At 53.1% G+C, this 19,269-nt stretch carries 12 protein-coding genes; all 12 read right to left on the bottom strand.

Features of this window, described 5'->3' with window-relative positions:
- Window positions 1-577: 577 nt before the first annotated feature.
- The gene (locus ACR0EN_RS17710) at window positions 578-2,482 is read right to left on the bottom strand and encodes a TniQ family protein (RefSeq protein ID WP_480588093.1); all 1,905 of its coding nucleotides are present in this window, start codon (window positions 2,480-2,482) and stop codon (window positions 578-580) included.
- Window positions 2,482-3,486, bottom strand: a complete 1,005-nt coding sequence (locus tag ACR0EN_RS17705) for an ATP-binding protein (protein ID WP_480588091.1) — start codon at window positions 3,484-3,486, stop codon at window positions 2,482-2,484. The genes ACR0EN_RS17710 and ACR0EN_RS17705 overlap by 1 nt, the downstream gene beginning before the upstream one ends.
- Window positions 3,486-5,627: a transposase gene (locus tag ACR0EN_RS17700; RefSeq protein ID WP_480588089.1), complete on the bottom strand. Its 2,142-nt coding sequence runs from the start codon at window positions 5,625-5,627 to the stop codon at window positions 3,486-3,488. The genes ACR0EN_RS17705 and ACR0EN_RS17700 overlap by 1 nt, the downstream gene beginning before the upstream one ends.
- A complete protein-coding gene (locus tag ACR0EN_RS17695) occupies window positions 5,624-6,301 on the bottom strand; it encodes a TnsA endonuclease N-terminal domain-containing protein (RefSeq protein WP_480588087.1) in 678 nt (225 codons plus the stop codon). Before ACR0EN_RS17695 ends, ACR0EN_RS17700 begins: the two co-directional genes overlap by 4 nt.
- A 274-nt stretch (window positions 6,302-6,575) precedes the next feature.
- On the bottom strand, window positions 6,576-6,809 hold the full coding sequence (locus ACR0EN_RS17690; RefSeq protein WP_480588085.1) for a hypothetical protein: 234 nt from the start codon (window positions 6,807-6,809) through the stop codon (window positions 6,576-6,578).
- 786 nt (window positions 6,810-7,595) lie between these two features.
- Window positions 7,596-8,309: a hypothetical protein gene (locus ACR0EN_RS17685; protein WP_480588083.1), complete on the bottom strand. Its 714-nt coding sequence runs from the start codon at window positions 8,307-8,309 to the stop codon at window positions 7,596-7,598.
- A gap of 145 nt (window positions 8,310-8,454) precedes the next feature.
- Window positions 8,455-8,682 carry a DUF7660 family protein gene (locus ACR0EN_RS17680; RefSeq protein ID WP_170334038.1) on the bottom strand — a complete coding sequence of 76 codons (228 nt, stop codon included), beginning with the start codon at window positions 8,680-8,682 and terminating at the stop codon, window positions 8,455-8,457.
- A gap of 144 nt (window positions 8,683-8,826) precedes the next feature.
- Entirely contained in the window at window positions 8,827-9,270 is a 444-nt protein-coding gene (locus tag ACR0EN_RS17675) for an SMI1/KNR4 family protein (RefSeq protein ID WP_480588081.1), read from the bottom strand.
- Between the two features lie 12 nt (window positions 9,271-9,282).
- The gene (locus ACR0EN_RS17670) at window positions 9,283-15,594 is read right to left on the bottom strand and encodes a two-partner secretion domain-containing protein (protein ID WP_480588079.1); all 6,312 of its coding nucleotides are present in this window, start codon (window positions 15,592-15,594) and stop codon (window positions 9,283-9,285) included.
- 42 nt (window positions 15,595-15,636) lie between these two features.
- Window positions 15,637-17,361, bottom strand: a complete 1,725-nt coding sequence (locus tag ACR0EN_RS17665) for a ShlB/FhaC/HecB family hemolysin secretion/activation protein (RefSeq protein ID WP_480588077.1) — start codon at window positions 17,359-17,361, stop codon at window positions 15,637-15,639.
- The gene (locus tag ACR0EN_RS17660) at window positions 17,361-17,882 is read right to left on the bottom strand and encodes an invasion associated locus B family protein (RefSeq protein WP_480588075.1); all 522 of its coding nucleotides are present in this window, start codon (window positions 17,880-17,882) and stop codon (window positions 17,361-17,363) included. Before ACR0EN_RS17660 ends, ACR0EN_RS17665 begins: the two co-directional genes overlap by 1 nt.
- A 412-nt stretch (window positions 17,883-18,294) precedes the next feature.
- A complete protein-coding gene (locus tag ACR0EN_RS17655) occupies window positions 18,295-19,107 on the bottom strand; it encodes a tetratricopeptide repeat protein (RefSeq protein ID WP_480588073.1) in 813 nt (270 codons plus the stop codon).
- Window positions 19,108-19,269 lie beyond the last annotated feature (162 nt).

The following is a 19,269-nucleotide window of genomic DNA, read 5'->3' as shown; positions in this document are numbered from 1 at the left end:
CAACCGATGCGCAGCGAAGTTCTGCTTTCCGCCTTAAATGATGGAACCGCAAAATTTTGCTATGACAGTTGCAGGTTTGACGCCGAGAAATGGCAACTCGGCGTCAATAAATGTCACCTTATGTGTCGCTCCACATCAATTGATGCGAACCATCCGGAATGACCTTTTTCATTGCAGAAGGCCCTTGTTTTGTTGCGAGCATCAAACATAGCCGCATGCTAAAGTAGCCACTATTTTCAGAGAAGGTGTCCTTTTGACAGCGTAGCATGCAAACAAGGCAGCAAACTCCACAACCAACAACGAGTAAAAAAGGAAAGAACCAGTCAATAATATACAAAAGGAATACGCACTCGCTACAAGCCAAACCGCACAGTTCGAACTGATTAAGGCGGCTTATGACAGCGGCGATGATCACGAGATCGAACAGGCACTTCTTACTGTTCAATACGCGAGAGACAGTTTGCGCAAAGGTATCTTGGATATGATCACAGATATTGATTAGCCGGGCCACTGACTGCTGCGGCGCGGCCCGGTGACATAAATGGTCAGTTTTACAAACACTTACGTAAGCAACGTTTCATTGGGGTCTGAAATCTCCGACCCCTTCGATCTTCGCCCAGTTGCTGAACATCTCCATCGCAGATTTTGCATCAGGTACTTGGCGATCGGTGACACGTTGCAGATCATGACGCAAAAATATCCTACCGCTGCAGTCTTTGGGCATCGGTAGCAGTGTCGCACCACGCTTCAACAGGCCGTACCCCACAGTGCGGATGTGAATTCCCCAGAGCTCGGACATAAGCTTTACCGGCACATACTTCGACAGGAACGCGTCCATCGCATCGTAAGTGACGATAGATATAGCTTTTCGTGATATTGGGTGGCGAGATTTGCTGGTCGGAAGCAAACCAATATCAGCCAGGTATCTGATCGCCGGATCATTCACACCCAGAAGAGTTCTGAGTTCTGGTTTCATATACCCCTTGGGAGCAGCCAACCTCATCTGCTCAGCTATCTCGCGAGGATCAACTCGCAACGACAAGTATCCTTTCTGCCCTAATCGACGGCCGACGAACTTCAATCGCTTGGACAATATGAGATCAACAATCTCCGCCGCCCCCGTCACCGTCTTACGGCATGCAGTCTGGATATCAACGCAATGCTCGTTGTCCGCATCTACTGGCGTCGAATTTTCCTGCAGAGATGTAAGGAAATCATCAAGTCCTTTAGGATCATAACTTGGCCGGGCATCACCCGCCCCGCCAATTGGCTCTATGAATCCAGCTTTCAAGAGTACGTCGAACTGCGCGCGCGGGGCGTTGACACGTCTGCGTGCAGCCAATTGGCAAACTGACCCTTTGAAACGCGCGACTATTGGATCAATGTCGTCCGCATTGAAGACAACACCCCTTTCGAACTTGCCAGTCTTTTCATCTCTGCCCAGAAAGCCGTGTTGATGTAAAATGTGTTTGAGCTTCTTAGGCTCAATTCCGGTCGCCTCTTTCAAAGTCCTGATGCTATAGACCCGTCGGCGTTTGCATGCTTCGCCCAATATGACTTCACCGTCTTCAACCGGATAAGTCTGCACGATGTGATCTCGCATGATCTTTCTGATGGGTTCGTAAAGTTCAGAATGCGAAGCCTCTAACCATAGAAAGAAGTAGCCATAGAATTGCCGTTGAAACCAGGTTGGAGCGCCGCCGCGTTGGTGGAGGTTTGCCAGACAAGCTCGAATGGCTTCTTCTCCATCACGAACCACTCCGAACCCTGAAGCCCCAGCTTCAATCCGCTCTCCGGGTGACAAGGCGCCTATTTTCCTGTCACGACCGAAGGCCATCATCAATCCAAGAGCCTCGCTGGCCATTGCGACAGCATTGAAAGGTAACCCGTCCAACCACGGATCTCGCGAAAACCCATCGATCCGCCCGGTCAGGTAAGTTTCAAGCGTCGATGGTTTGCGTCGGCCACAGTTTCGGACGAGCTTTTCAGGCCTGATCCCAAGGTCTTTCAATCGACCCGTGAAATCGTGGGGACCTCTTGTATGGCAGATGTGGTCGATTTCCATAATTGGCACCTGATGCTTTTGACAGGTCCGTATGAATGGAACATGCCAGTAAGCGCGGAGGGCCGAGCCATGAAGCGTTGGGCCACTTAAATCCTCGGCGACGCAACGGGGGCAGAAACGAAGCCGCGAACGTTGTATCCATCTTTTTTCCAGTCTTTGACCAGCAACCGAATACTGCGTTTCGCCTATTCTCTCGACCGAAAATCGCTTCAAGTCAGCCAAGCTCACTCCGCCAAGCACGGCGAGTGACGACAGAGCCTGAGCTCTGCCATCCGCTACATCCTGCAATCGAAAACCCCGATCCAGGCAAAAATCTGCAGCATACTCACTGCCATTCTTGCGGCCCAGCCGAACTGCGAGTGACGCGGGCGTTTCTCCGTCGACAAGGTTAACGCTAAGAGGAAGCTTTCCTTGCATCAGCTTGCCCTCCGATAGCTTTCGATCGCCTGCCTCATCCTCTCAGATTGGAGGTCATCGATCCCGCCCAGTAGCTTCCCAGCATCGATCACTTTGAAATCATCAGCCACAAAGGGGTTGAGAGCTTGGACACACCCAACCCTCGACTGATACATCTCTGCGAAGTGGTGAATGCTGATGGTTCTGCTGTCATCCAGCAAGGCCTCCTCAATCGCATTCACGATCATTTCGACGGTAATGCCAAACTCATTGGATCCGGCATGTATCAGGCGGCGCAAGAACGATTTGTTGTTTATGCCTTCACCCAGCTTCAGGCCCACGACACCCACGTAGGATTCCAGTATTGCCATGATATCCGGGCCATGGGTTGTATAGCTGATTTGCGGGAAATGAATGGGTTTGAAGCGCCGCCACAGTTGAGCATCCAGGTTCATCAGTTCCTTCAACCAAGGCAACCCTGAGAGCACCAACCCAACCGGCCATTGTTTGTTTTGCATGAACGATTTGAGTGTCTGCATGACTGGTTTGATTTCGGTGCCTTTGGAGTTTGAGATGAAATCCTGTGCTTCGTCATAGTGCACAAAGAGCGTGCCCCGGCTTTTCGCATGAAATTGCACCTTGTCCCAAAACCAATTGCTGGTCCTGCTACGTTCGGTCGTGATCCCAAAGCCGTGTAGAGTTTTCTCACCGACAAACTTCAGACTGGCTGGGCTGGGCACACGAACCGATAATGCCTCAAGGGTCTCTGATCCATCCCTACCAAGGTCCAACTGAGGATGGCGCGCGATCAAGCGATCCACGGCCGTAGTCTTACCGCTGCCCGAATTCCCAATGACAATCAGTCCTCGTGCTTCGGGACTACGCCCGGAGGCGATGTTTGCGCGACGCTTCCAAAGGAGGCGATTGAATTCTCGCTCTAACTCTCTGTAGCCAGCGTGACTGACGAAACGGGCGGATAGATCAGCCACTATCTGGCTGATCTCTTCTGAACGATCCAATTCCATCACTCATCCTCCAACTTGCAGGTAAGTTCCCGATTGAAATCAGGCACTTCGTCCTCTTCAGCCAATGAAACTTCGATTTCCGCAGTTTTGACCGGTCGCCCGCCGCCCGGAAAGCGAAGCCCCAACAACCCATGCTTTTTCGCGTTGGAGGCTGTTTTCTGGCCCGCTATCACATTCAGACCCAAAAAGAGCTTTTTGCGGTTCTGGTTGACTTGTTCCGGCGTCATCGCCTGAGGGGTGACACCTATGCGCAAACACGCTTGGCGATCTAATTCGGAGATATCTTCGATCGCCTGATCGACGCATGACTGATTAATGTCTGCCTCAGCCTTGTATTTACGGCGTAATATCTGGCAGGCATGTGTCCAGGCTTCCAATGACAACCCGTGAAATCCCTGCGCCAACGGCTTTGCAGGAACCCAGCCACCATCCAAGTTAACCTCGATGCAACCCAGGTCACTGCGGTCAACTCGGATCTGAACCTTACGTTTGGTCGAAGTCAGAAAATGATCGCGTAACTCCGGGCTGGAATAGTGGATACCGCAAAACCTGACACCTCTGCCTGACACCGTGCGGGTGTAGTTTTGTCCCAGCGCAGCAAGGCGGTGGCGGCGATCCGGTGGGGCAAGTCGCCCCACCTTTTCCACCTGTTCCGCCCAGCAATTTGCCGGTGTTTGACCATCCAGACCAGCATGTGGTTTTTGGTGATACACATCGACCACGAACCGTATGAGCACCTCAGCAAGTTGGTCATCGGTCAACGCGGCAATCGCTTCTGGCTCGAAATCTCCCTTCTGCACCACGTTTGAAAATGTTCTTGCGGACAGCAGTGGCATCAGTTCGATCGCGAAAGTGTTGAAAAACCGTTCGACATGTCCACGGAGCTTCGGAACACCAGCAGGCGGGAAAGACACCGTTCCCATTAAATCGACGACTGCACGCTTGAACTCGAAACTGATGAAGGCCGAGCCTTGATCAGCCGAAACGCTGTAAATTCCGCCGAACTGATCCCAAGGCTTTTGACAACCAAAGGCTTTTGCAAGTTCGGTTTTGTCACGCGTAGCCATTTCCAGGGCAGCAATCGCATCTACCGGGCTGTAATCTGACGCGACTTTCAGCCCCAGAACACAGCGGGTCCGGACGTCGACGACAATGTATACCCAGCGACGGCCTTGCGGCAGCGCATTTATCTGTTCATCGCTCAGACGCCCGAACATACCTGCTTTGGCTAGCAAGGTTATAAGATCAACCTTCCATTCATCAATTTCCAGACGCTCCATCGGTCGCAGGACGTCAACACCCTCCTCCACAATTGCAAAGTGCCGATTGGCGGCATCAACTCCCTCTCGTTCGCACTTTACGTGGTATGGCTCCAACGCATTGATTGCCCGAATAATTGTCGACTGCGATGGTATGTCCAAAGGCTCGCGACCATCTGCAATACGCTGAACATTTGCTTTGCGGAAAGCACGCTGTGTGTCCTTTGCAACCATGACTTTGGACGGCCGTTTATAAGACGCATATCCAAGCACGCACTCATTCATCAAAACTTGCGTCTCATGGCACATCTGAAGCCCCGATCGCCCAGAGAGATAGCGTTTGTCGATCAAGGCGAGCGGCGACCGACCCATCTTTTCGTATCTCCGCAGCCATTTCAGGCCCCGACTCGCACTCGGGAAATCAAATCGTTCGCAGAAGCTGGTCTTACAAGCGTATTTCTTTCGTTCCCGGGTACTGGATGTTGTGAACAACTTGTTGACCAGTTCTTCGATCAGAACCCTGTTGTCTTTAAGGCTTTGTTCAGTGCGCTTGATATCTCCCCTCGAGAGCAGCTCAAGAAGTGCGTCGCAATAGGCCTGCTTAAACAACAATTTCTTTTGCGCATGGATCGGTAGGTTTGAAACCATTTCCACTTCAAAATTCGCCCGCAATTCCGCGCAAGGCAGCCCAAAATGGGCGTGATCAGCTTCCACGCGCCCCGTATTGAGGCCTTCTATGATGTCGTTGTAGGTATGTTCTTCAAACCCCCCAGTCTCAGAACAGCACGTCACCATCGCGTTGCTTTCATAGCGCACGATATGCTTCGAAATCCCGTCGACTTTGGGCTGTGTTTGCTCCGCGAAAATTACCTTACCACTCATTTTTCTGCTCCATTTTCCACGATTGTTGAAAGATTGATTGTTCCTGCCTCGACCTGACGAAGAACGCCGGAGTAGATCGCGCGGAAGATGGCCGGAAATGCGCGGCCACCCATCTTTGCCTTTTCAACAAGATCGCCCACCGTCGTTGGCGATGTCAGACGCAAGCCCAACTCTCGGATCGCTGCGTCCGCTTCCTCGTCCAGATCCCTGCGCATCTCCAGAAGACGTTCAGCGTTGATTGCCTCCCATTCCTCATAGGAGTCATCTGAGATCAGGATGATTTCGTCAGCTTGATCTGGTCGTAAGAACTGGCTGAAAAACTCCAACCGCTGTTCGAAGTCGAGCGACACCACTCGCTCTGTCGGTTTGACTTCGATTGCTGCCGAAGAACCATCTTCAAACTCGACGAAGTAGTCCGGCACGCTTTTGCAGGGTTTACCATTTTCATCGATTGCATGGATCTCAAATGGTTGGTCGACGATGTCGACGACGTCGGGGCGCGCCAATAGCATTGCACGCACTTTACGTTCTACACCGCTTTCGAAACCCAATGAGAACGGATGCGGATGCCGCGAAGTGCTGACCGGACCTACGCCGCTCAACCTGCCTTTTGACTTATTCGAATACTGTCGCTTCGCGCGACTTTGAGATGGTAGAAAAATCGGATCATACACTTGCGTGCTCCTCGTTCCTTTGGGGGCATCGCAGTGTGTGGCCGCGCCTTTCGCACGAGATGTGGCATGTGCTGCTCCGTCCCCGTTTGCCACCAAGGGCAATGAAATTTTGCAAAAACAAGCGGCATCGGACGCAATATTATATTGCGGCGCGCCATTCTTGACTTTTGCTATGAAACACGGGATGAAGAGCTACCAAACAAACAGCACCCAGTGTTGTCATCCCCCTTCGTAAGCGAGAGCTTTCGTGGGGGGTTTTCGTTTCTAGATCATGTCATTTTCGATCTCCCTCACTCTTTGCGCTCACTTCTTCACTGCCGAATACCTCTGCAAAAGGCTTGCCAAGGCGTTCGCATATCTTCTCCTCGATGAAACGGCTCCGCCGCGCCCCCGACAGCACGTTTTGTACCGAACTCTGATGCCGCCCAATCTGATCGGCAAAGCCGCATATAGACGACCCCGAAAGGGTCAAAATCGCCTTGAACATGAGGACATGATCGGAACGCATCGGATTTCTTTCCTCTCAAGTAGCAACATTTAATTGATTGCTAGAATCGGCGTAGCAGACGCGATTCTCACAGGTCAACAGCTTAAATTTTCGGGCGAACGGGCTACAATTTTCAACTACGACCGCGCTATACAGCGATGCGAAAATTATTCGCACGCAATCGGCAATTATCAGCTCAAACAATAGAGTTAAGAGTCAAAATAACTGTTTACTTTCAATACGATGTAAATAAACAAACAATCTCTTTTGAAACTTACGGTTAGCCAGGTTGAAGCCCATTTTTATGTTTTTTTGAATTCAAGGCAATAAAAACGATTGAGTGTTATTGAGCTCAGCCGAGTGGGTGCGACATTAGGTATTGACATCTTAATTGAGTTGAATTCGAACTGGAACAACAAGCGCGGACCGGCAATAGTCCGCCTATAACCTCTCTTTTACTAAGATTGAATCGTGGCGTTGTTTGCTTTCAACTGCAGAACTTTGACCCAGAAGAAAGTACTTTCTAGGCACTCCCCATCATCAGTCGATGTATGGTCTCTAAGCCATATGGCTCACCAAAGCAGGTTTAAAGCTTGTCCCAAGTGATCCACCGCGGCGCTTGGAGAGGCAGAGCGGGAACGACGCAGCGCAAGCCGGAGTATACTTTCACAGAACTGCGACAAGTTGAATAATTAGGAACTACAGCCGTGACTTTCGCTGCCCAAGTGTCTCTGAAACACGATAATCTTCTCAGAAATTGGTATTGGACGACGCTACTCACTTCTCTTGTTGGTCATTTGACGCGCGTCAACCATTTGGCGGAACGTCATCAAACAGAGCTGAACGTACGCCTTCTTGCAATTCAGCTGTACAACTATTGGTAAAAACGCCCACCTGAGAGCGCAGCTTCCAGCACTCAGCGTGTACTAGAGATACCTCTGCAGGCAAACGTTCACGAACGCATTGTGAAGAACGCCCTATAAGCTTCCAAAAACTTTCTCCAAACCACATGTATCCTGCAGCAACTTCTACATAATTCAGGCAGAGCCGGTAGCGGCCAGGATTTTGGCTGGTATCTACTATCTGTTGCTCAAGTGGGAATGGCAAACCGTTGGATTTCATGGGCAAGCCCTCCATCGACAGACCGAACGCCTTAAAGTCAAGCGGATCACTAATATTCTGATAGTACTGATAGTTTTCATCAACTAAATGCGCCTGCGTGAAATTTAGATCGTCCGCTAGTGTTGATGAGATTAATTCGTCGCAAAACTCAGGGGTTAAAACTGCCAAGTTAGACTTGATGAACACGTGATCGTAATTTTGACCAGCGTTTTGTCCATAACTGAAGCTGAACCCGTCTCCCAACACTTCAAATGATGGAACATGAGCACCGTCAAGAATCTCCTCGATTTTGGATGCACTTATAGAAGTCCGATTGATGTCAGCCGATCCAAATGAGACCGATGTTTCATCTGGAATACCTGTGTAGTGAAACTGAGACCATATTGCTGAAACATCCAACTGCTTCCAGCGTCCAATAATCCACAGCGTCCGTACAAATCTACTAGAGTTCACAGATCTTCACCGAGAAACATCAAGAAACTACAAATCTGATCGCTCGTACCTGAAGTAGATCGATCTCGCCGGAAACTGGAGACGGGATGATCTATTCATAGACTGACGCCGCCTGCAAAAGCTTATATAAATCCGACCAAGTGATGTAATCATCGCTTGGCTTATCAAACCAGTTATTGTTGCCCTCGACGTCCCTCAGCCAAGCCTGCATCGCTTCAACGAATCTACGTGTGTCGGTATTCTCAGCCGGAAAACTCTCGCCGTCCAACAAGAACGAAAGTGCATCAGCGAAGTCCGCGCTAGATTTGATGTCATTCATATTCTTAGTGTCCCCTGACCACGATGTCTTGCCCCCCGTTTGGCGTAGTGAACTTGAAGGTATCATGCTTAATTTCTGCCGCCGTCGCTGGTCTTGACGGTTTAGTTCGGTAAGCAGCCCGCCTTTTCATCAGGGTAGGGGAAATCAAAAAGTTAGTTCACCATTAGAAATACTTAGTGCAAACTCAAACAAGTCAGATGATACTACCTGCTCGATGCCTGGACCTATCGCAATGATCCTCGTTTTAGGCCCCGCATTTGTGTCCAGATAGAAATAAACTCCCGTGCCATCATCCGCGATAGGAACGTAAGCAGGGACTTCACTGCCGGCTTGCCGCCACTCCTTAAGCTGCCGAGAAACCTTAACAACGTCTTGCCAGAGCGGCATCTCGCTATCATTAACATTTGGCAGACCATAGATTTCAACACCATCAAGTACTACGGCACCGTATTCTGACAAAAATTCGCGATACTGAACTGGAAAAACAACCATAAGTTCAGCTTCCGCATCATGGATTTTTTTGTCTGAGCATGGACCGGCAACTTCTCCAGTCGCACACATCTGATCAAACTCTGTTTTGGCATCCATTGTCGTGCACTCTCACTCAGTTATTTGCCCTGATTTAACAAAATCTTGATATCGTTCTTGCCAATAGGATTTGGAATAATTTGGTTGTCTTACCGGGGAACCCGGACCGGGAATGTGAAGTGGGCCGCCTGAAGTCGGATTGTATTGGTTCTGGGAACGAGTTACTTCGATCATCTGCCCCGTTTCACGTCCGACATGGTGAAGCTGCAAAGGCTCCCAAGCACCGTTTGCATTTCGAACAAAAGGGGCTTGGCCATTTTTCATCCTAGTGATGTTTTGAGGGCTTAACTCTATATCCGAACGCTGTACCACCAACTCTCCGCGATGTCGAGTTACCGTTGTCCAAGTTTCGCTTCCTCCGAATGTGGCCTCTGCATTTCGAAGAAATTGAGCTTCATCGGCGTTCTGTGCCTGAATTCCGCTAAATCGCCCACTATTGGGTACGCTACCTTCTACCTTGATCCCGGTGCCCTGAAGGTTTGGTCCAGGAGAGCACGATGTAATGTTGCCAGAGGCGCATTCAATTACGTCAGAAACACCCAGCGCAACGCACGTTCTAGGAGTAGCCGCACAGACAGAGGGGCCGAGCGCCACAGCACCGGTTACCACCGCTAAAAACTGCTTCGTCGCCTCGACTGTTTCGACATCGTCTAGGTAGCCGGCGTAAGCCTCAGTGTAGGCTTCGGCGCAAGCACCATCGGACACGCCACCGCAGCGAGTTTCCTGGTAGTCCTCATAGCCGTTCAGGAAGTCTATGTTCTGATCGAGTTGCTGCTGCGCAGGACCAGATACAAACAGCGCACCAGAAACACTCAGAAGCTGTGCTGCATAGGGGCTCTCCGAAGACAACGCAGCTATAGCTTCATCATAGCTTACGGCTTCAGCCAAAAAGCTATCTATGCATTCGTTGGTGAAGCAGGTATTTGCAAGCTCGCGGTCATTCTGAAGACCAACATTGGCAAAATGAACTGCAATATCACGTTGATCCGCCTTTGAGCATCCACCGTCTTGCGCATGACACGCTTCGAGAGCGGCTTGCATATTCGCCAGATCTGTATGTTTCAGATAGTTGTTGAGGACAGCAGATTGACCAACGAACGATCCTGTACTGACGTTGTCCGCGTCTCCGCCTGAAACCAGATACCCGGCAACGGCTCCAACGACAGAAGCCAATCGATTCTGCTCTTCAATGCTGAGGGAACTACTCCCGGCGATTCCGGAATAGATACTGGCCGCAATTCCACCTGCCGCGCCCGCCGCACAATCCGCACCGGTGGCTTCGGCGGCGGCACAACCCGCGAGTGCATGAAGTAGCATATGACCTGCTGAGCCTTCACCACCGTTGATGGGGTTGCCATTCGCGTCAGTGAACAACCCACCGATTTCAAACTGGGCATCTGCCAGCGCAAGGTTTGTGACTGTCTGTACAAGGCTTGCCGAGAAACCATCCGCGAAGTCAGTCCCATAGACGGCTGAACTCAGACCGGAGGAAATTGAGCCGTCCAACGCCCCTTCCAGAATGCCGGCCACCGTAAGTTGTGGACCTTTCGGGTTGCCAAGGCCACTGATCAAGGCATCATTCAGCGGGCTGTTTTCGGGGATGTTCAGGTTGATGCCTGATGTGAGTCCCGCTGACACACCTGAGAACGCAGCTGCTTCCAAAATCGCGCCCAGATCGAGATCTCCGGCTACGACACCATCCAACGTTTCGACGAGTGCTGTTGAAGTGAACGCATTGGCTCCATTGGAGACGGCTACCGAGGTCAGGTTTGGCAGCAACTCACCGACCAGCTGAGGCGCGATATATGCCGCCACCACAATTGACACCAGCGCCTTAAACGCAGGCGAGAGCTGCGTTTTCTCTTCATAGAAGTACTCATCTGCCAGTTCCTGGCTGATCAGTTCCAACCCGTCTATGGCCAGAAGTTCCTCAGGATAGAGATCTTGCGGGTTCGGCGCATCAACACCTGCGGTTTGGTATACCACCAACTCAGCATCGCCACTGACGTCGAAACTCATGCCTTGCCCGGCAAGCAATTCGGTCAACACGGCCGTTTCCGTAAAGCTGGTCTCGGTGATCGTGGTCATGGTGACCAGACCCATGTCGGTCTCAAAAAACTCGGAGCGGTGGCTGTCGATGGCGGCCTGTACCGAGAAATCACCACCTGTTGTGATGTTCAGGTTCTGACCAGCAGACAGCGTTGCGCCGACAAGCGTTGTGTCAGTGCCGGACACGATGCTTAGATCCAGGGCCGCCAACGCATCTGTGCCGGTGTTGATGTGATCGACCGTATGCAACTGGCTGGATTTGCTCAGCAGCCCACCAAGGTAGCTCTTTTCTTTGATATGCGTCTCTTCGAACACGTCGGTGTAGGTGCCAACGAGGATATTGCCCTCAGTCGCAGTGAGGTTGATATCACCTGTGGCGCTGGCAAGTTCTGTCCCAGCTGTGGTCAGGTCACCGGTCTCGGCGACGACATCGATGTCACCGCCTGCGGTGATCCCGACACCTCGATTGGTGACGGCTAGCGTGGATCGCGTTTCCTTTTTCTTCGACAGGAAGCCGCTGCTGGTTTTGCGGGTTTCCGATTGGGCGATGTCTTGCGCGGCCGCCAGAACCACATCGCCAGCCGCCGCCAGATGGGCCTTTCCGCCCGCATCAATCTGAGTGCCGATCAGGACCGCGTCACCGCCCGCGTTGGCGATAAAGTCGCCGCCAGTGGACAATTGGGTAACCTGGGCGGTGAGGGTCAGGCGATCCGTTCCGTTCTTCGCATCGCCTTCGCTGTATTGAACACCGGATTGCTCAGCGAGCAGATAGAGGTTGCCGCCCGCCGTCAGACGCGTGTCCCCTGTGACCTGGGCCTGAACACCGGCTAACGTCATGTCAGCAGAGGAGATGATCGACAGGTCACCACCCACGTCAAAGCGCGAGGCAAGATTCTCGGTGATCTTGGTGACGCTTGTGTTTGTGTAATATTCTTCTGTCTGCGCCAGACCTTCGATGACGACGTTTCCGGCAGCAAATATAGAGGTGTCAGAAGCCGATCTGATCACCAGAGCTTTACCGGAGAAATCCCCGCCTGTGATGATGTCAACCAGATCACCACCAAGTTCGGTGTCCTCGAATGTAATGTTCCCGAAGGATGTCAGAGACAATGAGCCATTCTCAGAAATCAGCGACCCACCCGAACCGGCAACCCGGCCAGCAACGATTGTCAGATCACCAGTTTCTGAGGTGTTGGCTTTGTCCAGGGAAGCGAGCAAGCCTGTATCTGACAAGCCGAACCGGTCACCAAAACCGTTGAATCCTGTCCCCGGACCCTGAACTGCGTCCCCGCCTTCATAGGAGGTGCCGTCGCTCGGATATCCATTCCATTCAGCGGGTCGATTGATGTTCTGGAACAGCTCATCCTGGATTTGCAGGCGATCCAGAAAATAGTCGGAAGAGATAAAGTCTTCGTAGGAAACCGGAGTTGTCCCGAAGTTTGTCCGACCCTCTCCAATCAAGGTATCCAAGTTGGCCAGTTCCTGAAGCTCTGGTTGAACCGGTGTGAGAGACGATCCAGGGACAACCAGTTCAGGTAGCAGCGCGCTTGTCACGGCGGAACTATCACGCGGCGCAACAACGTTCGAGGTTCCGGATCTAATGTCGCCATTCGCCAAGACTGATGTGCTGCTGATGTTGACAGAACCACCCGCAAGTATTTGGCCAATCTCCGACGTAGCTCCGTTGGAAGTCTCACGCGAGACTGGCGAATAGGTCACTCTTTCTGTGCGTGTAGTGAAGGCCGCGTCACTTCCACCGCTGCCCTCGTTGATCTCGATGGTCAGGTTTCTCGTGTAGGTCGCAGTGTGCGTGACCCGGGTGTCCTGATACCCATTGTTAGCAAAACTCGAGCTTTGAACGTCGATGCCGCCTTCAGCAGAGATCAAACCAGCGTCGTTACGCACAGTATCTGCCTGAATTGCAATGCCCGCGCCCGACAGAATTTCCGGCTTAGCCCCGGAAGCCGCAATAGAGGTGCCTGTGCTCCAGGTAACACCGCCCCGGTTCGAGAACACGCCGTCAAAGCTATAAATGGTTGCGCAGCTGCTCGCTCTGTCTGCACCGCCATTCGACCGGCTGCTGGTGAAACAGCTTTCTAGTTCGAGATCAGCTGGATTGGTTGTAACCCTTCGGCTGGCTGTCTTATTGTCCGGAGTCCCCGCAAATATCTCCACACCCGACTGTGAGGGCTGAGTCACAATACTGTCGAAACGGTTGTCAAAGGTTTCTGCTTCGATGGCCAGACCACCATCTGCCTCGATGCGTCCAGATTGGTTGAGAACAGTGCCATCACGGGCCACAAGCTGCATTGTGTCACCGGACTTCAGCAGACCACCGAGGTTGTTCAGATCCGAGCCGCTGCGCAGTTGAAGGTCACCGCTGGCTTTGATCGTGCCGCGGTTTTCTATTTCCCCGCCAAGATCGAGCAGAAGGTCTCCATCAAACAGTACCTGTTCTGAGGCGCCGACAGACAACCCACCTGTGTTCAGCGTGACTGCAAGGCCCTCACCGGCGCGCAGCTGGTTGAAATGCGATGCATTGAGCCCGCCGTTCAGTGAACCCGACTGAAACTCCAGCACGGATTGCCCAACCAACAGCGCATCGGCACCAAGGCTGGTTTGTCCGTATACAGCGACATCGGTGTTGAGCGCATTGATCTGCCCTTGGAGGTCGAGATCCCCCGCTGTCACTGACAAATTTGCCTGCTGCCCTGCGACCAGATCACCATCGATGATCGCCTGACCCTGAGCCGTCACGGACAGGGATTCGACGGCAGCGATCTGCGATCCGGCGCTTGTCTGGACCTCATCACCCGCTATGGTTACAGATTGCCCGCGTGACGAACCCGTGAGAGTAACCGACCCGTAAGTCGCTGCAACAGACAATATTTCAAGCGCCTGGGCCTGACCTTCAATCCGGACGTTATCACCGTTGAGAGCCACAGACTCCGCAACCAGTTCAGAATCCGCACCTGTTACAAGCTCAGTTCCGGCCGTCAGCGAAGCCACTTCCAGGGCAGCGGCTTTGCCGTCGAATGTCAGCTGTGTCAGCGCATTCACATCAATGGACTGAGCGAAGACTTCGGAGTTGCCGTCCAGCCCCACAGAGCTGCCAGTTGATGCAGCCGCAAACGCGTTGCGCGCCACAATCGCGCCGGAAATGTTCAGCATCCCCGCGCTTTCCAGGCGGATTGCACCGCCCGCTGCCTGACCGTTGAAGGTCAGGTCGCCATTGCTGGTTCTGATGTCGATCAAATCACCGCTCTCGGAGGTGATCGCACCTTCCAGAAGGATCGGGCCCTGGTTGCGGACCTGGACGCGCCCGCCCGCACGGATCTGCGGTGTATGACCACCAGCAGAAGCGCCCAGCGTAAGCTGCCCATCAGCCCGCAGCGCAATGTTGGTTGAGGACGCCATATCCCCATTCAGACGCACGCCCACGCCATTTTCGGTGGCAATCAAACGGATTGCGTTGGCATACATGCCACCAAGAGCGGCGACGTCCACAGCCAATGCAGGGGCCGCACCTTCACCGGCCTGCTCGGTGATCCCGGTCACCGCGCCCGTTTCTGGATCGTAAGACCAGTTATAGTCCACCTGGTTGGCGCCGGCGACGACATTGAGCTGATCTGCACGCATCTTGCCGTAGATCGCTGCGGCACGGGCAATCACATCGACGCGGCTGGTGTCGGTCAGACCTATCCGATTTTCCGGGTTCAGACCTCCGGCCCCGATTGTAACCGTGCCCCGCCGTACGTCGAACCCGGTGAGGGCACCATTGTCGGCAAATTGCGGCTTACCAGTTGTCAGCGTCGCACGACCCGTGTTGATGAAACCGCAGCCGTTGCAGGTGATGCCAAACTCGTTGGCGACCACCACATCCATGCGCTTTCCAGCCACTTCCAGAATGCCGCCCAGCTGGGTCTGATTCCCGCCAACAACCTCACCGATCCAAAGATTGGCCTCTTGTCCCGGTGTCAGGTTGCCGTTGCCTTCAATCACACCGCCAAGCTGCGTATTGGTGATCGTGGCCGAGTTATTCAGGATCAGATCATCTGCCTGAAAGTCGGTGTAGACATCGTGACTGACGCCTGCGCCATTTGGGGTCGAGATGTTAATGACCGTTGTGCCGTTTAGCGACTGGTCGACATGTGGGCGCGGACCAGTGTTCGGGCCGACAGGCTGGATGTTCTGCGCATGAAGCAAAGCAGGTTGTATCGTCAACGCAAGCGTCAGGACCGAAGAAACAACTTTCTCAAAAACACGACTACGCATGGTTACGGCTTCCCAAATTACTTTGCTCAACAAAACGCTTCATCAGAACTGCAACCTCAGACTGAGATACCCAACAGTCTTGTCGGACTCGAAGGCTGGATTGGTGTTGGGTGGGGACTCGTCAGGTCGGCTCAAAGCGTGCGCCACCTGCATTTGCAAGGTAACCTGATTGTTCATGATGATATCGGCACCCAGGCTGATACCGGCCAGGTGATCCTGAGACCAGCGGCGCAAGGCAGAGGGTTTGACATACCCGAAATCGAGGCCCGCATTTATGCGCACTTCAAATCTTGGCGCTTTGTAGGCACCCCATTCGACTGTGTTGCGGAGATAGATTCCTGTATCGCCGTAGAGGCTGTTGTCGTGAAAGCCTCGAACCGTGCTCCAGCCGCCAATGCCGAACTGCTCAATGCCAGGTAGGATATCGTCCGAGTATTGCCCGGCCAGTGTACCCCGATAGGTAAGCCCGCTTTTTCCAAGCGGAGCAGAGAAATCAGCGCGGATCTTCACAAGACGGAATTCCTGATCGATGACGCTGAGTTCAGGAATGTCTGCCCCTAGCGCATCAAGCCCGGCTTTCACGCCTATGTTCCAGAACAGCCGACCCTGCCAAATGGTGCTTTCGCCCCGAAGGCCAAGCGAGGCAACTGTGAGGCGCTGGCGCTGACTGGTGATCTCGATATCGTTGATCGAGGTTTTGGTTCTGTTCAGCTTCAGATCACCGTAGGCATAGACCTTCGATGTCTGGTTCCGCATCAACAGGCGCTCAGTCAGTAGGATCAGGTACTGGCTGCGTCCTTCTGTGACAAAGGACTGGTTGATGCCTTGGGTGATGAAGCGATAGTCGCTCGCTCCAAAATCAGCATTGAACAGCCAGTTGCCTACCGGCAAGCCCCAGTTGACAGAAATAGAATCCGAATAGCGCTCTCCGCGCTCCTCAAATGGAGTGGTGGTGATTCCGATCCGCAGCTGGTCATTGAGGTTTAACCCGTTATCGAGTCCAAATGTGCTGGTGCCTTTGATCCGGCCGGTGGACTCAAAACCGGAATTGTCGAATTGGAAATCCAAGTACCATGGGCGTCGGTCCTGCACGTCAACCTGAATGAAGGACCCGCCAGGTGTTTCTCCGGGCACGAGCTGGAACTGGCCGCTGGCCGACCGGGGCGCGTTGATATTCTCTAACCCCTGTTCCAGATCGCGCAGGTTCAGAAGGTCACCACGTGCAGTAGGGAAGGCCGTGTTCAGACGCGCATCCGCTGGCTGGCCGGTTCCATAGACATAGCCTTCGATGCGGCCCGGCACGATGGTGATCGCCAGCGATCCATCTGCAATGTCCTGTTCAGGCACGTATGCACGGGTCGTGATGAACCCCAACTCCTGATAGAATGTGTTGATCAGGTTCAATGTCTGCGCGATGTCGGCTGCTGTCGCACAGGTGCCAATCAGATCGCGATAGCCTTCGGGCTCACGTTTGAATGCCTCAAAACCTTCGAGATCAATACTGCGGATCTCAAAGCAGGGGCCACCCGGGGGAGGAACATAGAGCTCCTCTCCAGCGGCTTGGTCCTGTACCACATCCTCACGTTCTTCGAACTCCCGGCGGCGTTGTTCCTGTTCTTCGGTCTGCTGAGTTTGCTGCTGAAGAATTTCGTTGCCGATGCGCTGCAAATCACCCGGCGAGACGCCTTGCGCTGAAACGGCAGTTGCTGTCAGCAGGATCGCACTGAGACCCAACGCTGTGGTCAGGAAAAGGGACCGCCAACCCATCAGTTGTTCCCCGCCGTTTTAAATCGATTGTAAGCGGCGGTGAAACCACGAAGTGAAACGGGGAAATCAATGGCCTTGTCGCGGGCTGTCCAAACTCGGGCTTTGACTTCCAGTCCCCTCCGGAATGCCGCCAGGACATCGCCGTTCATCCGAAACCCCGCGTGGCAGCCAAGCTGATCGCAGACCTCGTACAAGACTTTGAAGGGACGGCGTTTGTCCACGTGCAACTCGATGCCCGGAGCCAGATAGACGCCAACAGGAACCGTTATGACTGCATAGCTTTGGTCCGTGTCTTCATCGTCAGACACGCTCAGCAGAAATACAGGAGGGCCATTCTCTTCGGCGGCGACACTCTGCATCATCTGGCAGGCGACATCCTGATCCACCGGTTGGCACAATACCCGCCAGTCCGAAAACACCTCCTCCGTAGATTGGGGCTCAGCCACTTGCGCCAAAGCCGTCGACTGGAAGAGGGCGAGACCTATACTCACCGCCAGCCGGTATAGAGATCCGCTCCTCATGCGCATTCAAACCTGTAGGTTATGCGAACATGCGGCGTGTTTACGGGGAAGCTCGCAGTCTGGACCAATTGCCCGGCAGCAGCATTCCATGTCTTTTGTGTGTATGTGGTTTGTTTGTCGAACGGGGCCGACACTGAGCGGGACAAAATGGTCGCGGGTCCCGCACAAATCTCGTTGAATGCGTTCTGGCTGAACTTATCCTGCTGATCGGCATGGTTTGAGCGCACTTCTATGGAGGCCGTAAAGCCGCCAATGCTCGACGGAGAGACGCTATAGATTTCTTTCAGGCGCTCAGGCGATGTACCTGAACACCCGCTCAGGAGACATAGAACAGCAACCGTGAATAAATGAGGGGTTTTCATAGCAGCGAAACCAATCTGAACTGGCGAGAAATCAAATTCCTGAAAGCGCGCTACTGCGCAGCCTGATCCAGCGGCGTTGCTGTCCATTCGCGGGCAAAGCTCTGAGCTGCCTCCAGATCATCACGATCCAGCTGTGCATTCAGTGTATCTCGGAGAGCGCGAGCCTCGTCCATGCCACGCGCGGACGCCAAATTGGCATAGCCATGCGCTTTGATGAGATCCTGATCCACGCCGTTGCCTGACTGATAGGCTTTGGCCAGTTCAAAGAGCCCCAAAGGATTGCCAGCTCCGCCGGTGCGCGAGAAATTCTCAAAAGCGGTCTCATAATTCTGCGTTGCACCTGTGCCATCGCGGTAGGCCTGACCCAGATAATTGATTGCGGCCACGTGGTTCTGCTCTGCGGCTTGCCGCCAGTAGCTCACCGCCTTGTTTGCGTCCTGGTCGACACCTTGCCCATCCGCGAATAGTAACCCGCAATTGAACGCGCTGTTGGCATCGCCGGACTCCGCAGCCGCACAAATCAGATCCGCGGCGCGCTGATAATCCTGCAAGACCAACTCACCGTTCAGGTACATCAAACCAAGCCGGTTCTGCGCCAGCGCACTACCCTGATCAGCGGCCGCACTGTAGAGCTCGACAGCACGGCGCATATCGCGCTGAGTTCCCAGACCCATCTCAAACAGGCGCCCGATGAAGAACGCACCATCCGCGTCACCGTCGTCAAACCCAGCCTGAAACTCTTCGACTGCGCCCGAAACATTACCAGCTTCAAGAGCAGCAATGCCCGCAGGAACGTCGGCATATGCAGCACACGCGATAGATGCAGATACTGCTCCGCCAAAAGCGGTCCTCAAAATACCCATTCCATAACCTTTTGTTTATTATATTAGCTTCTCGCTAACAAAGCTCACAGCACACGTTAAGGGGGAAAATCATGTCGAACTTCACTAAAAAGTTACACACCTTTGGTCTGTGACCTCAATGTGGCAACTCGCGTCGAATGAAGAGGTGCTTGGCCTGTTTGC

The organism is Ruegeria sp. AB7 (genome assembly GCF_056542625.1).
The sequence above is the reverse complement of the archived record's forward strand: the minus strand, read 5'-3'. Positions and strand labels throughout refer to the sequence as shown.

Coding starts and splice junctions, on each gene's coding strand:
- ACR0EN_RS17670 (WP_480588079.1), bottom strand. CDS start 15,594: ATGCGTAGTCGTGTTTTTGAGAAAGTTGTTTCTTCGGTCCTGACGCTT.
- ACR0EN_RS17710 (WP_480588093.1), bottom strand. CDS start 2,482: ATGCAAGGAAAGCTTCCTCTTAGCGTTAACCTTGTCGACGGAGAAACG.
- ACR0EN_RS17675 (WP_480588081.1), bottom strand. CDS start 9,270: ATGGATGCCAAAACAGAGTTTGATCAGATGTGTGCGACTGGAGAAGTT.
- ACR0EN_RS17705 (WP_480588091.1), bottom strand. CDS start 3,486: ATGGAATTGGATCGTTCAGAAGAGATCAGCCAGATAGTGGCTGATCTA.
- ACR0EN_RS17690 (WP_480588085.1), bottom strand. CDS start 6,809: ATGCGTTCCGATCATGTCCTCATGTTCAAGGCGATTTTGACCCTTTCG.
- ACR0EN_RS17660 (WP_480588075.1), bottom strand. CDS start 17,882: ATGAGGAGCGGATCTCTATACCGGCTGGCGGTGAGTATAGGTCTCGCC.
- ACR0EN_RS17680 (WP_170334038.1), bottom strand. CDS start 8,682: ATGAATGACATCAAATCTAGCGCGGACTTCGCTGATGCACTTTCGTTC.
- ACR0EN_RS17665 (WP_480588077.1), bottom strand. CDS start 17,361: ATGGGTTGGCGGTCCCTTTTCCTGACCACAGCGTTGGGTCTCAGTGCG.
- ACR0EN_RS17655 (WP_480588073.1), bottom strand. CDS start 19,107: ATGGGTATTTTGAGGACCGCTTTTGGCGGAGCAGTATCTGCATCTATC.
- ACR0EN_RS17700 (WP_480588089.1), bottom strand. CDS start 5,627: ATGAGTGGTAAGGTAATTTTCGCGGAGCAAACACAGCCCAAAGTCGAC.